Origin of the sequence: Limnospira sp. PMC 289.06 (genome assembly GCF_032350395.1) — a bacterium.
GTDB classification, from domain to species: Bacteria; Cyanobacteriota; Cyanobacteriia; order Cyanobacteriales; family Microcoleaceae; genus Limnospira; species Limnospira platensis.
Genome location: NZ_JARPLC010000040.1, coordinates 20,288 through 38,263 on the forward strand (window position 1 = coordinate 20,288; position 17,976 = coordinate 38,263).

The following is a 17,976-nucleotide window of genomic DNA, read 5'->3' on the forward strand; positions in this document are numbered from 1 at the left end:
GGAATAATTTATGTCATCGGAAAAATTACTGTTAAATTTTGCTAGAAAATACCCGGTCAGAATTGTAGTTATCGTCATTCTGGGATTTTCAGGAGCCATATTTAATGGGGTCAGTACGACCTTGATTGTCCCGATTATTCTCAATATATTAGGGGTGCAAGCTAACCTAAAAGATGCCCCAGCATTGATTCAAAATATCATGTCTCCATTTGACTCAGTGCCAGAAATCTACCGTCTGCCCTTAATGACAGGAGCTATTTTACTAGCGATTATTTTAAAAAATTTAACTAACTATGTCAAAAGTTTGGCTTCCAGTGCGTTAACTCGTGCTTTAACCGCTGACATGAGAGAGTCAGGCTTACGGTTATTACTGAATGTAGATTTGGACTATTACTCTCAAATGAAGGTGGGGGATATCGTCAACAGATTAGGGGGTGAAATCAGTAGAGCATCAAGTACCATTAGCACATACATTGGGATGCTCATAACATCGATTACAATTTTAGTATTTGTGGCGATGCTGTTGGCAATTTCCTGGCAACTGACATTGGTAGCTACAGTTTTGCTTTTATTCGTTACAGCCATTAATCAGGTAATAGTTAATCGTTCTAAAAGATTTGGTAAAAAATTGTCAGAACTATCAAGAGGATATTCAATTAAACTATTAGAAATACTTAATGGTATTAGATTGGTAAAATCTACCGGTAATGAAGAACAGGAATATGAACAAGTTAGCCAGTTAATTCGCGATCGCGAAAAAGCGGATTTTGAGGAGCAGGTAAACTCAGCAGCTATTGGACCCATCAATGAAGTCGTTAATATTTTAGTGATTCTTTTGTTAGTGATGATCGGCAGGATATTTTTGCAAGAACAAGTATCATCATTGGCAACCGTTCTGCTCACCTATTTATTTGTACTATTTAGAACTCTTCCCCTAATTTCCGGGTTAAATAGCTCCCGAAGTCAAGCAGCCAATAAATCGGCATCCGTAGAAATTGTGCATGACTTTTTAAGACAGGATAACAAAAGTTTTATGAAGAATGGTGAGCAAGAATTTAAGCGTTTAGAGAAGGAAATTCATTTTAATCAAATCTCTTTTGCTTATCCAGGGCATAAAGATATGGTCTTAAAAAATATCGATTTGCACTTGCCACGGGGAACTACCTTGGCCTTGGTTGGGGGCTCTGGTTCAGGAAAATCAACCTTAGCATCCCTACTCCCTCGGTTTTATGATCCGAGTCAGGGTGCGGTGATGATAGATGGAAAAGATTTGCGCGATTTTGAGATAAAAAGCATCCGAAAGGCTATGGGAATTGTGAGCCAGGATACATTTTTATTTAATGCCTCAGTTCGCTACAATTTAGCTTATGCCAAGCCAGAGGCCACAGAAGAACAAATCATTGATGCGGCTAAACGAGCCAATGCTTATGAATTTATTGAAAATTTGCCCCAGGGCTTAGATACCCAGATTGGCGATCGCGGTGTGTTATTATCGGGAGGTCAAAGACAACGACTAGCCATTGCTAGAGCTTTGCTACAAAATCCCGATATACTTATCCTAGATGAAGCCACCAGTGCATTGGATACAGTCTCAGAAAGGCTGGTTCAAGAAGCCATTGAAGAACTCAGCCGAGAACGGACAACTTTAGTGATTGCTCACCGTCTTTCCACTATTCAAAAAGCTGATCAAATTGCCGTTTTAGATGAAGGAAAAGTAGCTGAAGTCGGCAGCCATGATGAACTACTAGCTCAAGGGGGAAAATATGCCCGCCTCTACACTTTGCAGTTTGCCGACGAAGCCGAACGCGATCAAGCAATTATCAAGAGTTCCTACGATGTTCGGACTCGTCTCAATCCCATGATTGGTTTCTTGCAATTACTGTCAGAGGATATGATCGATGAACCCGAAGAACGCGAAGAACTCTTAAATGAGTCTTATCATTCGGCTACCCACATTCTGGAAAGTTTAGAGTTTATCGAACAAAGTGTTAAACTTCGGCTAAGTAAAAGGCAAGAATCATCCTCAAATTAAGGAATAAATTTTCAATGGCTAAACATTACCTATTTTTTACTCAAAAGACTCTCCCTCAACCCAACGTAGCGAGTTTAGTTCAAGTGGTTCATTCTGCGAATGCCGCGGCAAATTTGGGCTACCAAACTGTTTTGGCTTATATGAGTCCCCAAAAGTCCACTTTTAACCCAATTGGGTTGATGCGACCCTTTAATCCCCAAAAGCCAGAGCCACAACTGATTGAACAATATAATATACAAGAATACCTCAAAGTCTCTCCCTTACCCATGCCGTGGCCTGTGAATGCCAAGTGGGGTGGTAAATGGACAAACTCTAGCACTGTTGTATCAAAATACTACTTGCCTGTTCATATCAAACCTGATACTAAAATTGTTCATACTCGAGATTGGAATTTCGCTAAAGCTGCTATTAAACATAGATTACCAGTCATCTACGAACAACACCATTATGATCAGAAAAAATTTCCGCCAGAAATTGTTAGATCTCCCTGGTTTCAAATAGCGGTTACAGTAGCAGATACTGTTAAAGATAATTTGATTGCTAACGGTATGCCTCCCGAAAAAACCATCAAACTTCATAACGGTTTTAATCACCTATTTATATGTAGACATGATCAAGAAGCCGAAGAATGGCGAAAAAAACTTATCCCAAATGAACGCAACCATCTAGTTGTTTACTCGGGGGGACTTTATCCTTTTAAAGGTGTGGATCTGCTAATTGATGTGGCTAAAAAATTACCCAAAATTCAATTCGCATTTGCTGGAGGTAATCAATCTCAGGTACTAGAGTACCAAACAAAAGCCAAAGATAATCAAGTTGATAATGCTGTATTTCTGGGTTTTCTCCCTCAAGATCAACTCGCCAGTTTACTGCAAGCAGCTGATGTTTTAGCTCACCCTCATCTCATGACTGAGGCAGCAACTTTTACATCTCCTTTAAAGTTTTTTGATTATCTAGCATCAGGAACCCCCATTGCCGCCAGCGAAATTCCCCCGTTAAGGGAATTTAAGTCATCAAATATTGCGGTGGGATGGTGTGAACCAGACCATCCCACCGTTTTCGCTGAGTGTATTGAAAAAGTTTTGTCAACCTATCCTAGAAAGACGGGAGGATATCCAGAAACTATTGAGTTTGCTACTCAGTTTTCTTGTGAAAATCGAATCACGAAAATTCTCAGTTATGTCGATGAATCAATGCGACCAGAGTTAGTTAATTAATCATAGGTAAAATCAAAATGGAACCCCAAATTGTTGGTATGATTACCAGTTACCCAAACGCCAATCAAACAGATTGGTTGTGGCAACAAACCCCTGATCATTTTGGCAGATGGGGAAATATCGCGATCCAGTCAACTCATCCACATCCTGATTTCTTACTCCTGTATCAATTGGATTTTCCTAAGCCTCGTCAAAAAACTTCCTGGCGCGATCGCCTGCGAGACTTGGTTAAACCACAGCAACCAGCACCCGATATCAGGGAAAAATTTAGGGGTGTTCCCAAAGAACGCATGATTTATCTGCTCCGAGAACCGCCTTTAAGTAAAGTCGTTGAAAGAACTCAATATAACTACCGGCAGGCTGAATTGTATTGTGATTATGTTTCTGGACCAGATAACTTTGCTCCATTTCCTGATTATATGCCAGCCATTTGGTATCATCATAATTCCTTTCGAGAACTTAATGAAATGGAACCACCCACCAAAGAGCTTTTTTGTTCTTGGATTACTTCGGGAATTAATCGCAGTGAAAACCATCAGCAGAGGTTGAATTTTTTAGGACTAATGCAAGAGGTAAATGTAGAGTTTGATTTGTATGGCCGCCAGTTGCCTCCCGCCTCCAACTATCGAGGACAACTGAGTAATAAATGGCAGGGTATGGCACCTTACTACTATAATTTAGCGATTGAAAATTATGCTGACAATGATTTATATGTGAGTGAAAAGCTCTGGGATTCTTTGTTGGCTTGGTGTTTGCCAATTTATTATGGAGGACCGGCAGCCGATAAGTTATTACCACCTGGAAGTTTTCTGAGATTGCCAAGCCTGGATGAAAAAGGGTTAGAATACATTAAGGAGGTGACTGCTACTGCTGATGCTTGGTATGAAGCTAGAGAGGCGATCGCCGAAGCTAGACAAATTATTTTGCACAAGCTTAACTTACTCGCTTGGTTGGACAATTTTGCCAAAAATCATTAAGCATGGAGCAACTCAATGGCTAATAATTCTCAAGAGGGAAATACCAAAAATTCTCAAAGATTGTGGGAGTTGGATGTGCTGCGAGGAATCGCAGCATTAAGTGTGGTCTTATTTCATTACACCAGTCAGTATAGTACACTGTATGGGCATTCCGATCAAGTCTGGTTTTATTGGGGATTGGGACGACATGGAGTTGAGTTTTTCTTTATTGTCAGTGGTTTTGTGATTTTGATTACCCTGGAAAGAACGAAAAGCTGTTTAGACTTTATAATCAAGCGCTTTTCTCGACTGTATCCGGCTTACTGGGTGGGGATTATTTTGACATTTACAATTACAGCGATCGCTCAATTACCAGATCTACAAGTCAGCTTCTCAGACGCTTTATTAAATCTGACAATGTTTCAATGGTTATTTAATGTTCCCAATGTAGATAAGGTATATTGGACTCTCAGAATTGAAATTTGTTTTTATATAATGATGTTACTCATCTACAAACTGAGACTTTTAAAGCGCGTAGAAGTAGTCGTATCTGGATGGTTAGCATTAACTTTATTTTATTCGATTAAAACTTATATGGCAAGCCGAGGATTTGAATTTTCATATAGTGAAAATTACTTAGAAGCAAATAATTATTTTTTAATGGGTAGTTCAACTTTAAACAACCTTGATTATTTATCAATGGGAATAATTTCTAACTTAAAAAGTATAGTACGCGAACTAATTATCATTAAATATGCACATTTATTTATCGCAGGATTAATGATTTACAAGGTGAATAAGCAAGGTTTTTCGATTCATAGATTCCTGATAATTATGATTTGTGTTTTGGCCCAAAGGTTTGCTTATCCCTGGGAAAATTCTTGGTCTACAACTATTATAGTAGCCAGTTTTATAGTGTTACTATATTTGGGAACTCAGGGTTATTTGAAATGGCTCAGGTTGCAGCCGTTAATTTTTTTAGGCACTATTTCTTATAGCTTATACCTAATCCACCAAAATATCGGCTATGCCTTGATTAGACAACTTTACCAATATGGTTTTAATCCTAACCTAAGTATTATCCTAGCCATCATTTTGTCTATAGCTTTGGCATCTGCTATCACCTTTATGATAGAACTACCCGCCAATCAGTGGTTAAGGTTAAAATATCAAGAATATCAGAATAAGTTATTGTCATCAACTTGAACCCAACTCGCGATTTTAAGGAGGTCAGAATTATGCGTGGTATTTGCAGTCTAGGTAACGATGTTGTTTATGATCAGTTAGTAGGACTTCTCAACAGTATAGATGCAATTTTGGGTCCAGAAACCCCCGTTTGTATCTATCCATTTGATGATCGCATCGAAAAAATTGCCGCCGAAATTGCCAAGCGACCTAACGTCACCCTTTACGATGATAAGGAATCAATCCAGCGTTGGGATAGTTTTATGGCCGCGGCGGCTCCAGAAAGACTGAATAAAGAGAAATTTAGATTATATGGCGCTCATCGGCGGTTTTGTGCCTTCGATGGTCCTTTTGACCAATTCATTTATATGGATGCCGATACCCTGGTCATGAACTCTTTAGATCCCGTGTTCGACAAGTTACAAGAGTATGACTGGGTAGTGTATGATTTTCAGTTCACAGATCCGACTAAAATCTATAACTTACAGTCCCCAAAATTGCCAGAAGTTTTTGACAAACAGAGGATCGATTCAGAAATATTCTGTTCCGGTTTCTACGGTTCTAAGCGCGGGGTATTTGACGAAGCAACCAGAAACGATCTGTTATCGAAGTTAAAAGCGGGAGAGTATGAGATTCTCTATCCGGGGGCGGGGGAACAGCCCTTGCTCAATTATATGGTCATGCGTTCTGGAATTCCCAGTTACAATTTTGCCAAAGGTTTGCCAGACTCACAAAAGACCGGGTGCAGCGCCACTTCCAAACATTTTGAAGAACAAGACCACATCTTGTATGATAAAGGCAATCGACTCACTTACATCCATTATATCGGTGTTCAACCTGAGTTAATTTCTCGCGTTTGTGCGGGTGAAAATCTTGGTTTTCCATATCGGGATGTGTTTCTGCACTATCGCTATCTCCACGAACCGGAGCAGCGTCCAGTGTTTACCACACCCCCAAAAACTGAGAATTCAGAAACCCGGCAGAGTTTGATGAAACGAATTCTCAGAAAATTGAAATTAACTCGTTAAGAATAGGAGAATTTATGACCCGAGGAATTTATATTGTCGCCAACGATCGCGTCCAGGAAAATGCGATCGCCCTCCTGAATAGCATTCGTCGCCATAATCAGAGTGTTCCCGTGGTGATGATTCCCTTTAATGAGGAATATCATCAAGTTTTTAACACCTTAAATCGTCTCCATGATGTGCAGCTATTTCCTAACTTAGAATTCCTCGAAGAATTAACCCAAAAAGTGGGAGCAATTTTTGACAGAGATTTTCTCAAACTCCCCAATAAAATGCGAAAGCTGGCCGTCTGGTTTGGGCCGCTACAAGATTTCCTTTATATTGACACTGATATTATTGTTTTTGAAGACATTGCAGCTAACCTCGATTATTTATCCGAGGTCGATTTTTTCTGCTGTGACTATCATCACGCTGGCGAAAAATTGCGGAATATTTTTTCCCCCGTCGTTATCGAACAAAATATCTTCAGTGAAACCGATTTAGAAGATGTCTTTAATAGCGGTTTTTGGGCATCTAAAAAGGGTGCAATTACCTTAGATGAACTCTACCAAACCTTACAGGAATGCTCCCAACACCGGGAGTATTTTGACTTTACACAGGGTGTCACCGACCAGCCAATTTTTAACTATCTGGTACTCAAACATATTCCCAAACGTGGTAATTTGGTCAAGCGTCCCGGAGGAGATGTCGGGAGTTGGGCCGGTTCTAAACACTTTCAGGAGCGAAACCATATCCTGTATGATAAGGAGAAACCTTTAAAGTACCTTCACTGGGCAGGTACTCCCTTAAACCCTGGGCAAAACTATTGGGATATCTGGGAATATTATCGTTATCTCCATGAAGGGAAACCAGCATGGCAGAGAAAATTGAGCCGCTTATTTTCTTTTGTAAAACCCTAAAAACCTAGACCTAGACAAGGATTAAACCGATGACAGACGGTATCTATACTTTTGCTAATGATGTCGTTTACGACCAACTCGTTGCTTTACTGAATAGCATTGAAGTCAATGGAGGTCGAGAACTCCCTGTTTGTATTATTCCTTATAATGCTCAGTTAGATAAAATTCGTGCGGAAGTCGCAGACCGTAGCCATGTAACTTTGTTTGATAATGAAGAATCAATTGCTTTTTGGGAAGACTTTATGACTCAAGCCTGGAAAGCTAATCAAACCGCCCAAAAGGTTTGGAAAGAACAGGGACAACCTGAAGTTCGTCGGGTGAATTTTGTCAGAAAGTTATGCAGTTTTGATGGGCCTTTTGATAGGTTCATTTATATGGATGCGGACACCCTATTAATGAACTCAGTCGAGCCAATTTATCAGAAACTCAATGATTATGATTGGGTGGTTAATGATTTTCAATATAAATCTGATCTGCACTATATTTATAATCCCGAAAAGCTGGATATTTTGGACAAAGTTATTGGCTTAGAAAAAGCCAAATCTCAGATTTTTTGTGCGGGGTGGTTTGCTTCTAAAAAAGGAGTTTTTAACTATGACAAAATAGCTGATTTACTTAATTACTTGAAATCTGGGGATGCTGAAGTTTTGTCGTTACGAGGCTCGGATCAACCGCTTTATAATTATCTGGTTTCTCGGAGTGGTATTGATTACTATAATTTTGCCTACCATAATTTAGAACAAGCCACCGGAAGCCACTGGTCTTCTACTTTTGATGTCGTGGATAACGTGCTTTATGATAAAGGTAAGAAAATTACTTACATTCATTTTATGAGCATATCTGCTGGTAAGTTTACTCAGCTTTGCGGTGGTGAGGATGTCAAAATTCCTTATCAAGATGTGTTTTTGCATTATCGATATTTGAAATCACCGTCAGACCGTCCTCAGTTGAAGCCACCGAGTTGGTTGGTTCAGGTACAGAGGAACGTTAAGAATGCGATCGCCAAAATAAGCGATCGCGTCAGCTCAAAAATGCGTAAAATTAAACGGAGTTTATCATAATTTTTTCCGAACCATAAGTGAGCATCACAATTAATGTTTTCAATTCACCAAAACGAACAGGATAAAGCCAATGAACATCCTGCTAATGGGATATTACGGACAAAGAAATATCGGCGATGATTTGTTTGTCAAACAGCTAACCAATTATTTTTCCGGCAAATCTAATGTCGGCAAAGTTTTCGTTTTATGCAAGGAAGATTATTACCCACAAATCAGCGAAAAAGTTATTTATTTTTCCGAATCAAACTTGCCCAAATTAAAGAAGCTGGGATTGATTTTACGCAGTGATTATATCTTTTGGGGAGGGGGTACATTAAATATTGGAAGTAGCCCCCCCAAAAATTTATTGAGGCTGAAAACTTTATCCAAATTAATGAGCAAAGGCTTTGGATTTTTGGGAGTGGGTTTGGAAGGGAGTAATTCCGAAAGCTACCCGTTATTTGACAAGTGCTATTTGCTCTACCTGAGAGATAAGTATTCTTATGAACTGGCTTTAAATCATTTTAAGAATACACAATTTATTTGTTTGGGAGGAGATTTGGCTTTTTTAGAACTCAGTTTTTACGAACCATTTATCGCGACCAAAAATAGGTCTGAATTCAAAAATATATCATTTTCTGGTAAATATTGGTGGGGAGAAGGAAGAGGTGAGTTTTATGCCAAACAGTTGATTCCAGTTATTGAAAAATATAACTCAGTTATTCATTTACTTCCCAGTCATGTGGGAGACGAAACAAATGACAATCAGTTTCATGAATTGTTGAGGAAGTATCTGCCAGAGAAAAATTGCCAATTACACTCATGACAAGAACCACAAGAATTTATCAAAATTTTAAGTGAAATGGACTTTCACCTCGGAAACCGACTGCACTCAATTATCATTGCTGATATTTTAGGAGTTCCCAATATAGGTATCCAAAAATTTGGCTCTAAAATTGACAACTATCTTCAGAAAACAGGGGTACTGCCACAGGAGAGAAGGGTCGATGTCCTGGGAGAGATTGGACTAGACCGGATGGAGAAAATTTTCACCCAATATCAGCGTCCAGAGGCATTTATTAGAAATGAGTCTGAACAAGTCAAAAAATGTTTGGAAATCATTGGGCAGTAAAAACTAATTGTCAATGCAATTTCCTTCTGAAACTTGGGTTGATTCATCTATATATTCTCAGTTAAATCGGATATTTTTTCAAGATTTCTCTGGCAGCATCTTCGACATCCGAAGCGTCTTCAACAAATTTACACAAGGGAATTTGATGAGTCCAAGTTTCGTAGAAAGATTTGTTTTTGTAGTAAGAATTTGCCAAAAAAACGTGGGGAATTTCTAATAAAAGGCAAAGGATGTGACCGTGGAGACGGTTGGTAATAACTAAACCGTGGGGTTTAAACTGATAAACTCCATCATGCATAAATTTCCAGGAGTTAAGATGCCAAGAGGGGTTATCCATTTGCCGAAATTTAGCAACATAGGGATGGAATAACTTCCACTGTTGCCGAGAAAACCATTCCTTTAATCTACCTTGTCGAATGAGAGTGGTTAAGCCTTTGATCGATAAAGCACTCGGAGTCCCTTGATACTCGTAGGATGCCCAATCCTGTGTCACCACATTGGGCAAATTCAGGGTTTTTGGCGCTGAGTCTTTGTTTAACTCTTTCCCGGTTCGACAATGGTAAAGGATCGAATTAGAACGATGATTTTTGTTTGCCAAACCTGGCATATTAACCAGTTGAAAAGCCAGATCGGGAGCTTTGAAAACTCGACAGCTATGGAAATATTCAAGGGCGATATCGTAACTGTAATTTTCTCGCGCAAATATGGTCAGATTGGGGTGGGAGTTAAATAGATTGGCGACCTTATTTAAACGTTCCTTATCCGTAAAATAAATGCTTTGGGATAGGATAATTATTGGGCGATCGCCATACTCCGAAATAATCTCTTCATAAAAATTTATATGTTTATAAATATCGTTTAAATTCCCTCCACCCGTAAAGATTAGAGGAGATTGTTGATCGAGCTTTTGCTCAATCTGATCTTTTGATAACTTCTGAACTGCGACATGGTTGATGGTACAGCCAACCACGTCAGTTAGATACAAAATTGCTCCTAACCAAATTAAGTGGTCTCCTATATTCCCATAATTAGGGTAGTTAAGCAATGCACAGTTTTCAAAATTTCCTAAGTTTCCCAAAGCCTTATGCAGCTCTTCCTTCATCATTTCTGGTTTGGAAATATCCATTTATTTTTCCTGATTAGTAAATACAAGTTGGGAGATTCTAACCATAATAAAATTCCCAATCTTTCAAGGCTTTAATGCGAGCCCAGTTTAACCTAGAGTGGTACTTCAGTTTAAATTTAAGTTCGTCTCCCATGGTTTTCAGTTTGGAATTAGGCAGTTTTTCCGTTGGGTCTTTAGAAGCATCCAGATGTCTCCTCACTTTAATTAAATCTTGAAAACCGTGGGTATTAACAGTCCATCCCACCTGAGCAGCCGCTAAACCGATCGCATTTCCATCTCCTCGATGAATTTGTCTCAATTCCAAATATCTGCCAATTCTACCCCACTGTTTAATAAACTCTTTTTCTCTGCCTTCATCCCTCGCCACAATATACAGAGCTTCTTGAATCCAAAAGGTATTCTCTAAGGAAATCCCTAGTTTGGAGGCTATTTTTTGAAAAGCTTCTCGTTCTTTCGGTATTTTTTCTCCCAGATATTTCTCTTTCGCATCAAGATGGCCGATAATATTTTGGAATTTACCTTCGCCAGATGTAATTCCAGGCTGCCAATCTATTTCCGGAACTTCTTCAATAATTGTTGTATCGGCATCAATATGAATAGCAACCCGAAATAATGATAAAGCCTTTTCAATTACGAAACGGCGATCGTGGAAACAGTAGAGGACACCCTGAGACTGATGAGGAAACGCTAAAATATTGTTTTGATCCCTTAAATCTTCCGGTAAGTCTGTATAAACGACTAATGAAGTTCCTGGAGAATACTGTTGGATATCCTGAGCCAGTTGTTTCACTAACCGTCGGTACTTTTCACCCAGAGCCAAGGTACAAAAACAAAAATCTTTATCACGGTTAATCATGATTTGTCCCTACTATGGCTATATATCCCATCTTACCATAGATTAGAGTTGAAGGTAGTTCTCATTTGTGTTGTTTTGTAAAGTAATTATAACCATAACTGGGGTCTAACTCCTGATCCAGTTTTTTCTCGATAAAATCGATGTCCTCTGGTGATATTTTATCTTGATACCCTCCCACTTTTGCTTCTCTGACTTTTAAGGATTCTTGATCGATGTTTGGATTGGTTTCGTTTGGCAACTTACTCTGAGTTTCTTTCTCTCTCATTTGCTCAAATGATGCCCGTTTTACTGCTTCTTGAATTAAGCTGTCACTAACTTGTACATCCAAGAATTTCATGACTTTTGTCAACTCTCTCTGAGTATCTTGACGGATATCCTCATATCGTAATAGCAAAAATGATTTAGGTAGATCATGATATCCCTTCCAGGCATTACATAAAGCGATGAAGTCGTCCAGATAATACCCTTCGCGAATGAATTCTGATAAACTCTTAGGAATCCATTTAGGACTTTTATCTCTCTTAGTTTTGAGAAAATAGTTAGATATCACAGCATCTCTCGGATCTCGAACTAATAAAATTATGTTCTTGTCTCGGTAATCCTCTGGATTCTTAAATCGCTCGTGGACGGCTTTTACATAAGGAATTTTAGGACTTAATTCGGCAAAATAGGAAATATTTTCTGGGTCTATATTCTTCAAGCCTGATAACGATTGGAAGACATTTCCAATCATGACCCGCAGCCAAGTTCTGCCACTATTCGGTTGTGATATGATTAAGTATTCAGCCGCATCACGCTCTCTTTCTTCGTTGCTTTTATGAGGGTCAATAATGGCTTGAATTCGCTTTTTGAGAGCCAGAATTTTGGTTTTCATGAGATTTAGTAAACCTTGCTAATTTCACTACAACCAGACCAGATCAGATGATTTATCAAACATCATATTGATGTGTTTAAATACATTTAACCAGGAAAAATCTGGTAGCCGGAAGTTTCTGAGTATTGCACAATCTCAAAAATCAGACGTGGAGGTATCTCTCGATCGCACCATAACAGGAAAGTATAAATAGCACAATTGACACCCAAAAATCGCCTTGGTAAAACCAAGATATACAGGCGATTTACTTCACGTCCACTAAAAAACAGCTATGCTTGCTCATAGTCCCGCCATTTTGAGTTTATCAATAGTTGGGTACAATGTAAAGCATTTTGGTAAGAATTTCTAAATAATAAACTAGCAGCACTGGGTTGATGGTGGAGGATTATCTACCCTCTCCGTTGCCACACAGTCGCTCAATACTTCTTCTGATAATAACTCTGAGGGGGACTCGCAAACCCCTGGCTTTCGTCCCGACACCCACTTAAAGGGTAGGGATGCGGGGATGAAAGCGAATGGATCTAACTCTGGGGATGAAATGGATGTGCTTTTACTCCATTGAGATAGAGTTCCTCTTGTAGGACTTGTTCATAAACCCTGGGGAGGGAACTGGTCATCATATTATCCTCAATGCCATATCCTAAACTGGTCCAAGTTCCTGAGAGCAACTTCAAAACTTCATTGAGTCGTCCCTCTTGTAACATTTGGGAAATATCGACACCCCAAAAATCCTGATCCAATAACCAACGATAAACTACTATGTCTTGATATTCCGCCTCAAAACTATAGGGATGCCAATACCAAAATCTAGCAGGTTTGGGATGGTAGCGATCGGCCATCTGTTCCCAGGTAGATGATAAAAACTGGTAACGTCCGGCTGCCGTGGTGCATTTACCTTTATTTGGTCCGGCAACAATGGTAACACAGCGATCGGGGTGGCGACTCAAATCTGAGACATACTTGCCACCGTAGATGACATGATAGGGTCGCGGATAATTAGATTCACTGGCTGAAATTGTCCGCATGAGCGATCGAATGTAGGGATCACCTCCGCGCATGACCAAAGCCGGCCATTCATGACTAGGATTGTAGTCGATCGCCACCCGACTTTCACCAAATCGGGTAACAACCTCACCCCATAGCCAACCGACCCCCCAGAGTAGCAAAAAACTCAGTAACAGAGGTTTCAATAACCCTCCTCTGCGCCGAGTCCGTCGATATGGCATCCCCGCCAATGGTGATGGCATCATTTCAGGAGTCCAATCGTCGCCAGCTATAGTTTTCGATCGCACCACACGGCGATCGCGTCTTCTAGGGGGTCTTGATTCGTGCATAATCAACTCTTAAGGCACACTAGCGAACAACTGGGGGAGGGAGTTTTGTGGCTCCCCCGGCTTACTGACAACTTCCACAATTTTATTACGAGCCTCTGGCACAAATAAAGCCTCGACAGAAACTTCAGCCACCTGAGTCCGGGGAATACTGCCATCAAACAAAGTATCTGGGCCAGCCATCACAATAGGATAATCAGTCTCCTCATTTTTCAAACCCCCAGGCCTAACAATAGTATAAGTCAACCCGCTATTTTGTAGATACTCCTCAGCTTGTTTCTTCCACAGCAAAATCAACCAGAACAGATTGAGAGGGTGAAAAAACTGGGACACACACAAGGACGAGACCAGTACCAAATGCTCAATCCCCTTATCCTTGGAAACATTGACCAAATTCTTAGTCCCCTCGTAGTCCACCCGATAGGGACCTGTGAAGTCGAAACTGGGAGTCGCACCCGTTGCACACAAAACCACCGTACTATCACCGATACAATCTACCAAAGTTTTGGGGTCCAATACATCCCCAACCACAATCTCGACTTGATCGGCCGGAAACATACCCTTAGCCTTCTCCAAATCTCTAACCATAGCGCGGACAGGGATTTGCCGTTGACAAAGAGCCTGGACAATTCGGCGACCTGTTTGACCTGTCGCACCTGCTACAAATGCCTTCATCTGTTACACCTATGCTCAACCCAGTGAAATGCCAGCCATTTTTCCTAAAAAAATAATGGTAGATTTATTGTAGCGGTTTTACCGAGCTACAAGGCATTCTAGTACATAGAAGCATAAGGCATATTCGAGGAGAACCCATCATGCCACAAAATTTCGTTAGATCTCAGCCAGTAGCAGCATCTGAGCAAGACCTAAATAACCCCCGTGATATGCAGCCTTCCGACCTTGAACCCCAAGACTCCACAGAACAACCAGAACAAATGTGGTTTCACACCGACTACGACGACTGCATGGAGATGTTTGCAGACTTGGAGACTGTGGCCGAATATCTGGGACATCATCGAGGTTGGTTCTGTCGATGCGCGCAACCGATGAAAACTGAACCCATTGGCGAAAACTCCTATTCTCTGATTATTGGACGTTTCGGTGCTTTTGGCTATCAAGTAGAAGCTAGAGTCGGTTTAGAATTAGTTCCCCCAGATGAAGCTGGAATCTATCGTATCCGCACCACACCAATTCCTGATTATGTTCCCCCTGGTTATGAGGTTGATTTTCAATCGACTATGAAACTGGTGCAACTTTCGGTTGAGGAGGTCTGCGAGAAATACCAAGTGGAACCGGAAGATTGTCCGGCGATCGTGACTGGGGCTAAATGGCATTTAGATCTAGCTGTGGGGGTGAAGTTCCCCAAGTTCATTTTGGATATGTCGCGGGCGCTAATTCAGAAAACCGGAGATAGCCTTCTCAAGAAGATAGTCAAACAGGTTTCTCGTCGCCTTAGTTACAAAACCCAACTAGACTTTCACACTACCCAAAACTTATCATTTCCCAAGAAACGCAAAAACCGCTAGTTATCTGTAGGGTGCGGTAGGGGGATAATTGCTGATGCCTTGGTAGCAACCCCCCACCCCGGTAGCTTGGTCTACGATTTATAGATATAACTACATATTGCTGATAATCCGTTGCAGGATTTCTACCCCTGTTAGGGCTTGCCACAAAAACAGTCCTAACAATACTGTGTTCAAGCCGATATGAGTATATCGGGCCCAATTAACCCCCTTTTGCATCAGGGGACTCAGAGAAGCTGAAACCGCCACCATTCCAGTCATCCCTAATCCTACTAGGAGATGAGGGCCAACAAATAATTTATGATTGTTGATATAGGTGACACTCATTCCACCAATAGAGCCTAGCACCATCAAAGCCAGGATTAGCGAGCCGACTTGATAATGTTTGCTATTGAATTTTCCCTTGATCAGTTCTTTTTTCTGTTCCCCCTCGGATGACCTGGTGCGCCGAATTTGCACCCCTAAGTACATTGCGTAAATTGTTAGGGCTAACAACACCCACATAATCGCTGGGTGAATAAAATTCAGGTAGGGTTTGATAGTATCTGGAATTGGCAGATCCATAGTGTTCTCCGAATCGGTAAAATGATGAAATCTTCATAAAACTTAGCATATTACTGATCAGTTGTGTTTGTGATATCTTGCCACTGTGGGAATTTACTTATGTTATGGGCTAAAAAGATTGACTGTTTTTGATAGATCCTGCGAAGATGCAATTGGCAACTGCGGGGTTCTCTATTATGGAGTCATCGTAGTTCTGTCCTCCAACCAACGAGTGGGATGAGAAAAACATTTCATGGGTTCAACAACACAGCGGGACAGTACCTTAGTTAGAGCGGTTAAGAGGGGTAATGTAATTAACACCCGCGCTCTCCTGGCTAAGGGGGGAAATGCTAATGCTAAAGATCGTGATGGTGTTACGGTGTTAATTTTGGCAGCACAGGCAGGATACTTGGAGATTTTGCAGGTGTTGGTGCAACGATCCGCAGATGTTAATTATGCTAGTCGTCGCTATGGTATCACGGCTCTGATGGTGGCGGCGGCTCATGGTCAACTTGATTGCGCTCGTTTGCTACTACAAAGTGGCGCTAATGTCAATGCTCAAAATGAGGACGGTAGCACGGCTCTGATGGCTGCTACCCATCGGGGCGATCGCTCTATGGTAAAATTGCTATTGAATGAAGGAGCTGATGTTAATGCGATCGACAGCGCCGGTGATACGGCCTGGAAATTAGCCCTATCACAAAACCATCTCGAAATTGCTGAAGACCTCCGGCAAGCTGGGGCTGTCTTAGATCCATTACCTGATTCTGGCATATTATTTCAGGTGGTTGCCTCTGGTCGCCCTGAAAGACTCCCCACCTGGTTAGACATGGGTTTAAATGTCAATGTCTGTAATGAGTCTGGGGAAACTCCCCTTATGGTGGCTACTGATAGGGGAGACTGGCAAATGGTAGAATTACTCATCCGAGCTGGGGCTAATGTTAATGCCCGCAATATCGATGGTAGCACGGCTCTCATGGGGGCGGCGGCTATGGGTCAATTATCTATCGCTAGTGCCTTGCTTAAAGCTGGGGCTGATATTTATACTGGCGATCGCGATGGTGAAACTGCCCTACATTTGGCAGTCCTAGAAGGACACCAGGATATGGTGAAACTTCTGTTGGGTTGGGGTGCTGATGTTCATGCGGTTAATCGCTTTGGCGATATCCCCCTGATGTTAGCAGCTATCCAGGGACATAGTGACATTATGACTCTGTTAGTCCCTCGTATTTCTCGCGATCGCCGTGATGCTCTTCTTAATGCTAAAATCAGTGGCGAAACTCCTCTTTCTTTGGCTATTCGCCAGGGAGATTTAAACGCTGTACAAATCCTGCTTAATAGTGGTGCCGATATTCATCTGACTACAGAAGGCGGTAAAACTCCCTTGATGACCGCCGCTGAAGTGGGAAATGTGGCGATTATTGAACGGCTACTTCTTACCCCAATTGACCTGAATCTTCAGGACGAAAAGGGAGCTACAGCTTTGATGTGGGCCGCTCATCGTGGTCATCAGTTCGCAGTTCAATTGCTCATTGAACGCGGTGCAAATATTAATCTTAAACATCGTGGGGGTTTTACAGCTTTAATGTTAGCCGAATTTAACCGACATCACGAAATTGTTAAGCTTTTGAGAGCCGCTGGCGCTCAAGAATAACTTGATTTTTTATTCAATTAACCAACCCTCGCGCGGAAAGAATAGAGGTTGACAGGGACGGCGAGGAATGCTATTATAGATGTATAGGTGCGAGACGTTTAGGAGTTAAATAAGGCTGCAATGCCTGAAATAACCTCCTAGTGGGACTTCCACCCCTGGGTAGAATATAAGGGATTTGCACCCCTAACCATCCCATAACTGTTTATATGTCCCGACGCTTGGAGAAATCTAAGCAAGGCAGGGAACTCAAGGTCATAAACCAACTGAGAAATCAGGGCGTTGAGAGTAACGGCGATAGCCACCCCCAGTTTTGGGAATCACAACCCATCAGATTGAAGCGGGGAACGGAAGGCGTGAGGGAAACCTATTCCCAATAATCCGACCACTGCCAACCATCCATGACTAAGGAAATCTGAATGTTCCGGCTTGAACCATCGTAATTATTAAGGTAGCGAAATAGGTTGACACGCTACGTTCAAAAGAGCAAGGGGAAAAGTAGGGTTCTCTATGCAACACCTACACAGACCTTTAAAAGTACCCCGGTGGATAGGACAAATCTAAAGATGGAATGCCCGTATAAACT

General features: G+C 41.2%; 16 protein-coding genes and 1 pseudogene. 11 read left to right on the forward strand and 6 right to left on the reverse strand.

The window, feature by feature from the left end:
• Positions 1-10: 10 nt before the first annotated feature.
• The 8 genes and pseudogenes from P5674_RS10745 to P5674_RS10780 all read left to right on the forward strand — a co-directional run bounded on the left by P5674_RS10745 (position 11) and on the right by P5674_RS10780 (position 9,486).
• Entirely contained in the window at positions 11-2,032 is a 2,022-nt protein-coding gene (locus P5674_RS10745) for an ABC transporter ATP-binding protein (RefSeq protein WP_315669986.1), read from the forward strand.
• Positions 2,033-2,046: 14 nt separating this feature from the next.
• Complete coding sequence (locus P5674_RS10750) at positions 2,047-3,249, forward strand: glycosyltransferase (RefSeq protein WP_006625822.1); 1,203 nt, start codon at positions 2,047-2,049, stop codon at positions 3,247-3,249.
• 17 nt (positions 3,250-3,266) lie between these two features.
• Positions 3,267-4,226: a glycosyltransferase family 10 domain-containing protein gene (locus P5674_RS10755; protein WP_315669987.1), complete on the forward strand. Its 960-nt coding sequence runs from the start codon at positions 3,267-3,269 to the stop codon at positions 4,224-4,226.
• Between the two features lie 15 nt (positions 4,227-4,241).
• The gene (locus P5674_RS10760) at positions 4,242-5,411 is read left to right on the forward strand and encodes an acyltransferase family protein (RefSeq protein WP_006669698.1); all 1,170 of its coding nucleotides are present in this window, start codon (positions 4,242-4,244) and stop codon (positions 5,409-5,411) included.
• A 32-nt stretch (positions 5,412-5,443) separates the two neighbouring features.
• Positions 5,444-6,418: an Npun_R2821/Npun_R2822 family protein gene (locus P5674_RS10765; RefSeq protein WP_008050656.1), complete on the forward strand. Its 975-nt coding sequence runs from the start codon at positions 5,444-5,446 to the stop codon at positions 6,416-6,418.
• Positions 6,419-6,432: 14 nt separating this feature from the next.
• Entirely contained in the window at positions 6,433-7,314 is an 882-nt protein-coding gene (locus P5674_RS10770; protein WP_315669988.1) for an Npun_R2821/Npun_R2822 family protein, read from the forward strand.
• A 29-nt stretch (positions 7,315-7,343) separates the two neighbouring features.
• Entirely contained in the window at positions 7,344-8,375 is a 1,032-nt protein-coding gene (locus tag P5674_RS10775; RefSeq protein ID WP_315669989.1) for an Npun_R2821/Npun_R2822 family protein, read from the forward strand.
• A gap of 85 nt (positions 8,376-8,460) precedes the next feature.
• Positions 8,461-9,486, forward strand: a pseudogene (locus tag P5674_RS10780) (polysaccharide pyruvyl transferase family protein).
• Between the two features lie 61 nt (positions 9,487-9,547).
• Here P5674_RS10780 and P5674_RS10785 read toward each other — a convergent pair.
• From P5674_RS10785 to P5674_RS10795, 3 genes are all read right to left on the reverse strand, one after another.
• Positions 9,548-10,612 (reverse strand): polysaccharide pyruvyl transferase family protein, encoded by a 1,065-nt coding sequence (locus tag P5674_RS10785; protein ID WP_014276871.1) that lies wholly within the window; start codon positions 10,610-10,612, stop codon positions 9,548-9,550.
• A gap of 37 nt (positions 10,613-10,649) precedes the next feature.
• Positions 10,650-11,468, reverse strand: coding sequence for a hypothetical protein (locus P5674_RS10790; RefSeq protein ID WP_014276870.1), 819 nt, complete (start codon positions 11,466-11,468; stop codon positions 10,650-10,652).
• Positions 11,469-11,529: 61 nt separating this feature from the next.
• Positions 11,530-12,342 carry a sulfotransferase domain-containing protein gene (locus P5674_RS10795; protein ID WP_014276869.1) on the reverse strand — a complete coding sequence of 271 codons (813 nt, stop codon included), beginning with the start codon at positions 12,340-12,342 and terminating at the stop codon, positions 11,530-11,532.
• A gap of 70 nt (positions 12,343-12,412) precedes the next feature.
• Between P5674_RS10795 and P5674_RS10800 the strand changes: the two genes are divergently transcribed.
• Complete coding sequence (locus P5674_RS10800; RefSeq protein ID WP_286133218.1) at positions 12,413-12,535, forward strand: hypothetical protein; 123 nt, start codon at positions 12,413-12,415, stop codon at positions 12,533-12,535.
• 328 nt (positions 12,536-12,863) lie between these two features.
• On the opposite strand, the gene P5674_RS10805 is transcribed toward P5674_RS10800, so the two are convergent.
• Positions 12,864-13,676, reverse strand: coding sequence for a glycoside hydrolase family 24 protein (locus tag P5674_RS10805; RefSeq protein WP_014276868.1), 813 nt, complete (start codon positions 13,674-13,676; stop codon positions 12,864-12,866).
• 9 nt (positions 13,677-13,685) lie between these two features.
• Complete coding sequence (locus P5674_RS10810; protein WP_062945943.1) at positions 13,686-14,348, reverse strand: NAD(P)H-binding protein; 663 nt, start codon at positions 14,346-14,348, stop codon at positions 13,686-13,688.
• 140 nt (positions 14,349-14,488) lie between these two features.
• On the opposite strand from P5674_RS10810, the gene P5674_RS10815 reads away from it, so the two are divergent.
• Complete coding sequence (locus P5674_RS10815; RefSeq protein WP_006619777.1) at positions 14,489-15,199, forward strand: DUF1997 domain-containing protein; 711 nt, start codon at positions 14,489-14,491, stop codon at positions 15,197-15,199.
• A 90-nt stretch (positions 15,200-15,289) separates the two neighbouring features.
• Here P5674_RS10815 and P5674_RS10820 read toward each other — a convergent pair whose 3' ends face one another.
• The gene (locus P5674_RS10820; protein WP_006619778.1) at positions 15,290-15,760 is read right to left on the reverse strand and encodes a DUF4079 domain-containing protein; all 471 of its coding nucleotides are present in this window, start codon (positions 15,758-15,760) and stop codon (positions 15,290-15,292) included.
• A 232-nt stretch (positions 15,761-15,992) separates the two neighbouring features.
• On the opposite strand from P5674_RS10820, the gene P5674_RS10825 reads away from it, so the two are divergent.
• Positions 15,993-17,393 (forward strand): ankyrin repeat domain-containing protein, encoded by a 1,401-nt coding sequence (locus P5674_RS10825; RefSeq protein WP_006619779.1) that lies wholly within the window; start codon positions 15,993-15,995, stop codon positions 17,391-17,393.
• The last annotated feature ends 583 nt before the right edge of the window (positions 17,394-17,976 follow it).

Bases quoted from the DNA above. Each gene is read 5' to 3' on its own strand.
- P5674_RS10805 (WP_014276868.1), bottom strand. From the start codon at position 13,676: ATGCACGAATCAAGACCCCCTAGAAGACGCGATCGCCGTGTGGTGCGA.
- P5674_RS10810 (WP_062945943.1), bottom strand. From the start codon at position 14,348: ATGAAGGCATTTGTAGCAGGTGCGACAGGTCAAACAGGTCGCCGAATT.
- P5674_RS10775 (WP_315669989.1), top strand. From the start codon at position 7,344: ATGACAGACGGTATCTATACTTTTGCTAATGATGTCGTTTACGACCAA.
- P5674_RS10820 (WP_006619778.1), bottom strand. From the start codon at position 15,760: ATGGATCTGCCAATTCCAGATACTATCAAACCCTACCTGAATTTTATT.
- P5674_RS10785 (WP_014276871.1), bottom strand. From the start codon at position 10,612: ATGGATATTTCCAAACCAGAAATGATGAAGGAAGAGCTGCATAAGGCT.
- P5674_RS10815 (WP_006619777.1), top strand. From the start codon at position 14,489: ATGCCACAAAATTTCGTTAGATCTCAGCCAGTAGCAGCATCTGAGCAA.
- P5674_RS10770 (WP_315669988.1), top strand. From the start codon at position 6,433: ATGACCCGAGGAATTTATATTGTCGCCAACGATCGCGTCCAGGAAAAT.
- P5674_RS10790 (WP_014276870.1), bottom strand. From the start codon at position 11,468: ATGATTAACCGTGATAAAGATTTTTGTTTTTGTACCTTGGCTCTGGGT.
- P5674_RS10750 (WP_006625822.1), top strand. From the start codon at position 2,047: ATGGCTAAACATTACCTATTTTTTACTCAAAAGACTCTCCCTCAACCC.
- P5674_RS10795 (WP_014276869.1), bottom strand. From the start codon at position 12,342: ATGAAAACCAAAATTCTGGCTCTCAAAAAGCGAATTCAAGCCATTATT.
- P5674_RS10825 (WP_006619779.1), top strand. From the start codon at position 15,993: ATGGGTTCAACAACACAGCGGGACAGTACCTTAGTTAGAGCGGTTAAG.
- P5674_RS10745 (WP_315669986.1), top strand. From the start codon at position 11: ATGTCATCGGAAAAATTACTGTTAAATTTTGCTAGAAAATACCCGGTC.
- P5674_RS10800 (WP_286133218.1), top strand. From the start codon at position 12,413: ATGTGTTTAAATACATTTAACCAGGAAAAATCTGGTAGCCGGAAGTTT.
- P5674_RS10760 (WP_006669698.1), top strand. From the start codon at position 4,242: ATGGCTAATAATTCTCAAGAGGGAAATACCAAAAATTCTCAAAGATTG.
- P5674_RS10755 (WP_315669987.1), top strand. From the start codon at position 3,267: ATGGAACCCCAAATTGTTGGTATGATTACCAGTTACCCAAACGCCAAT.
- P5674_RS10765 (WP_008050656.1), top strand. From the start codon at position 5,444: ATGCGTGGTATTTGCAGTCTAGGTAACGATGTTGTTTATGATCAGTTA.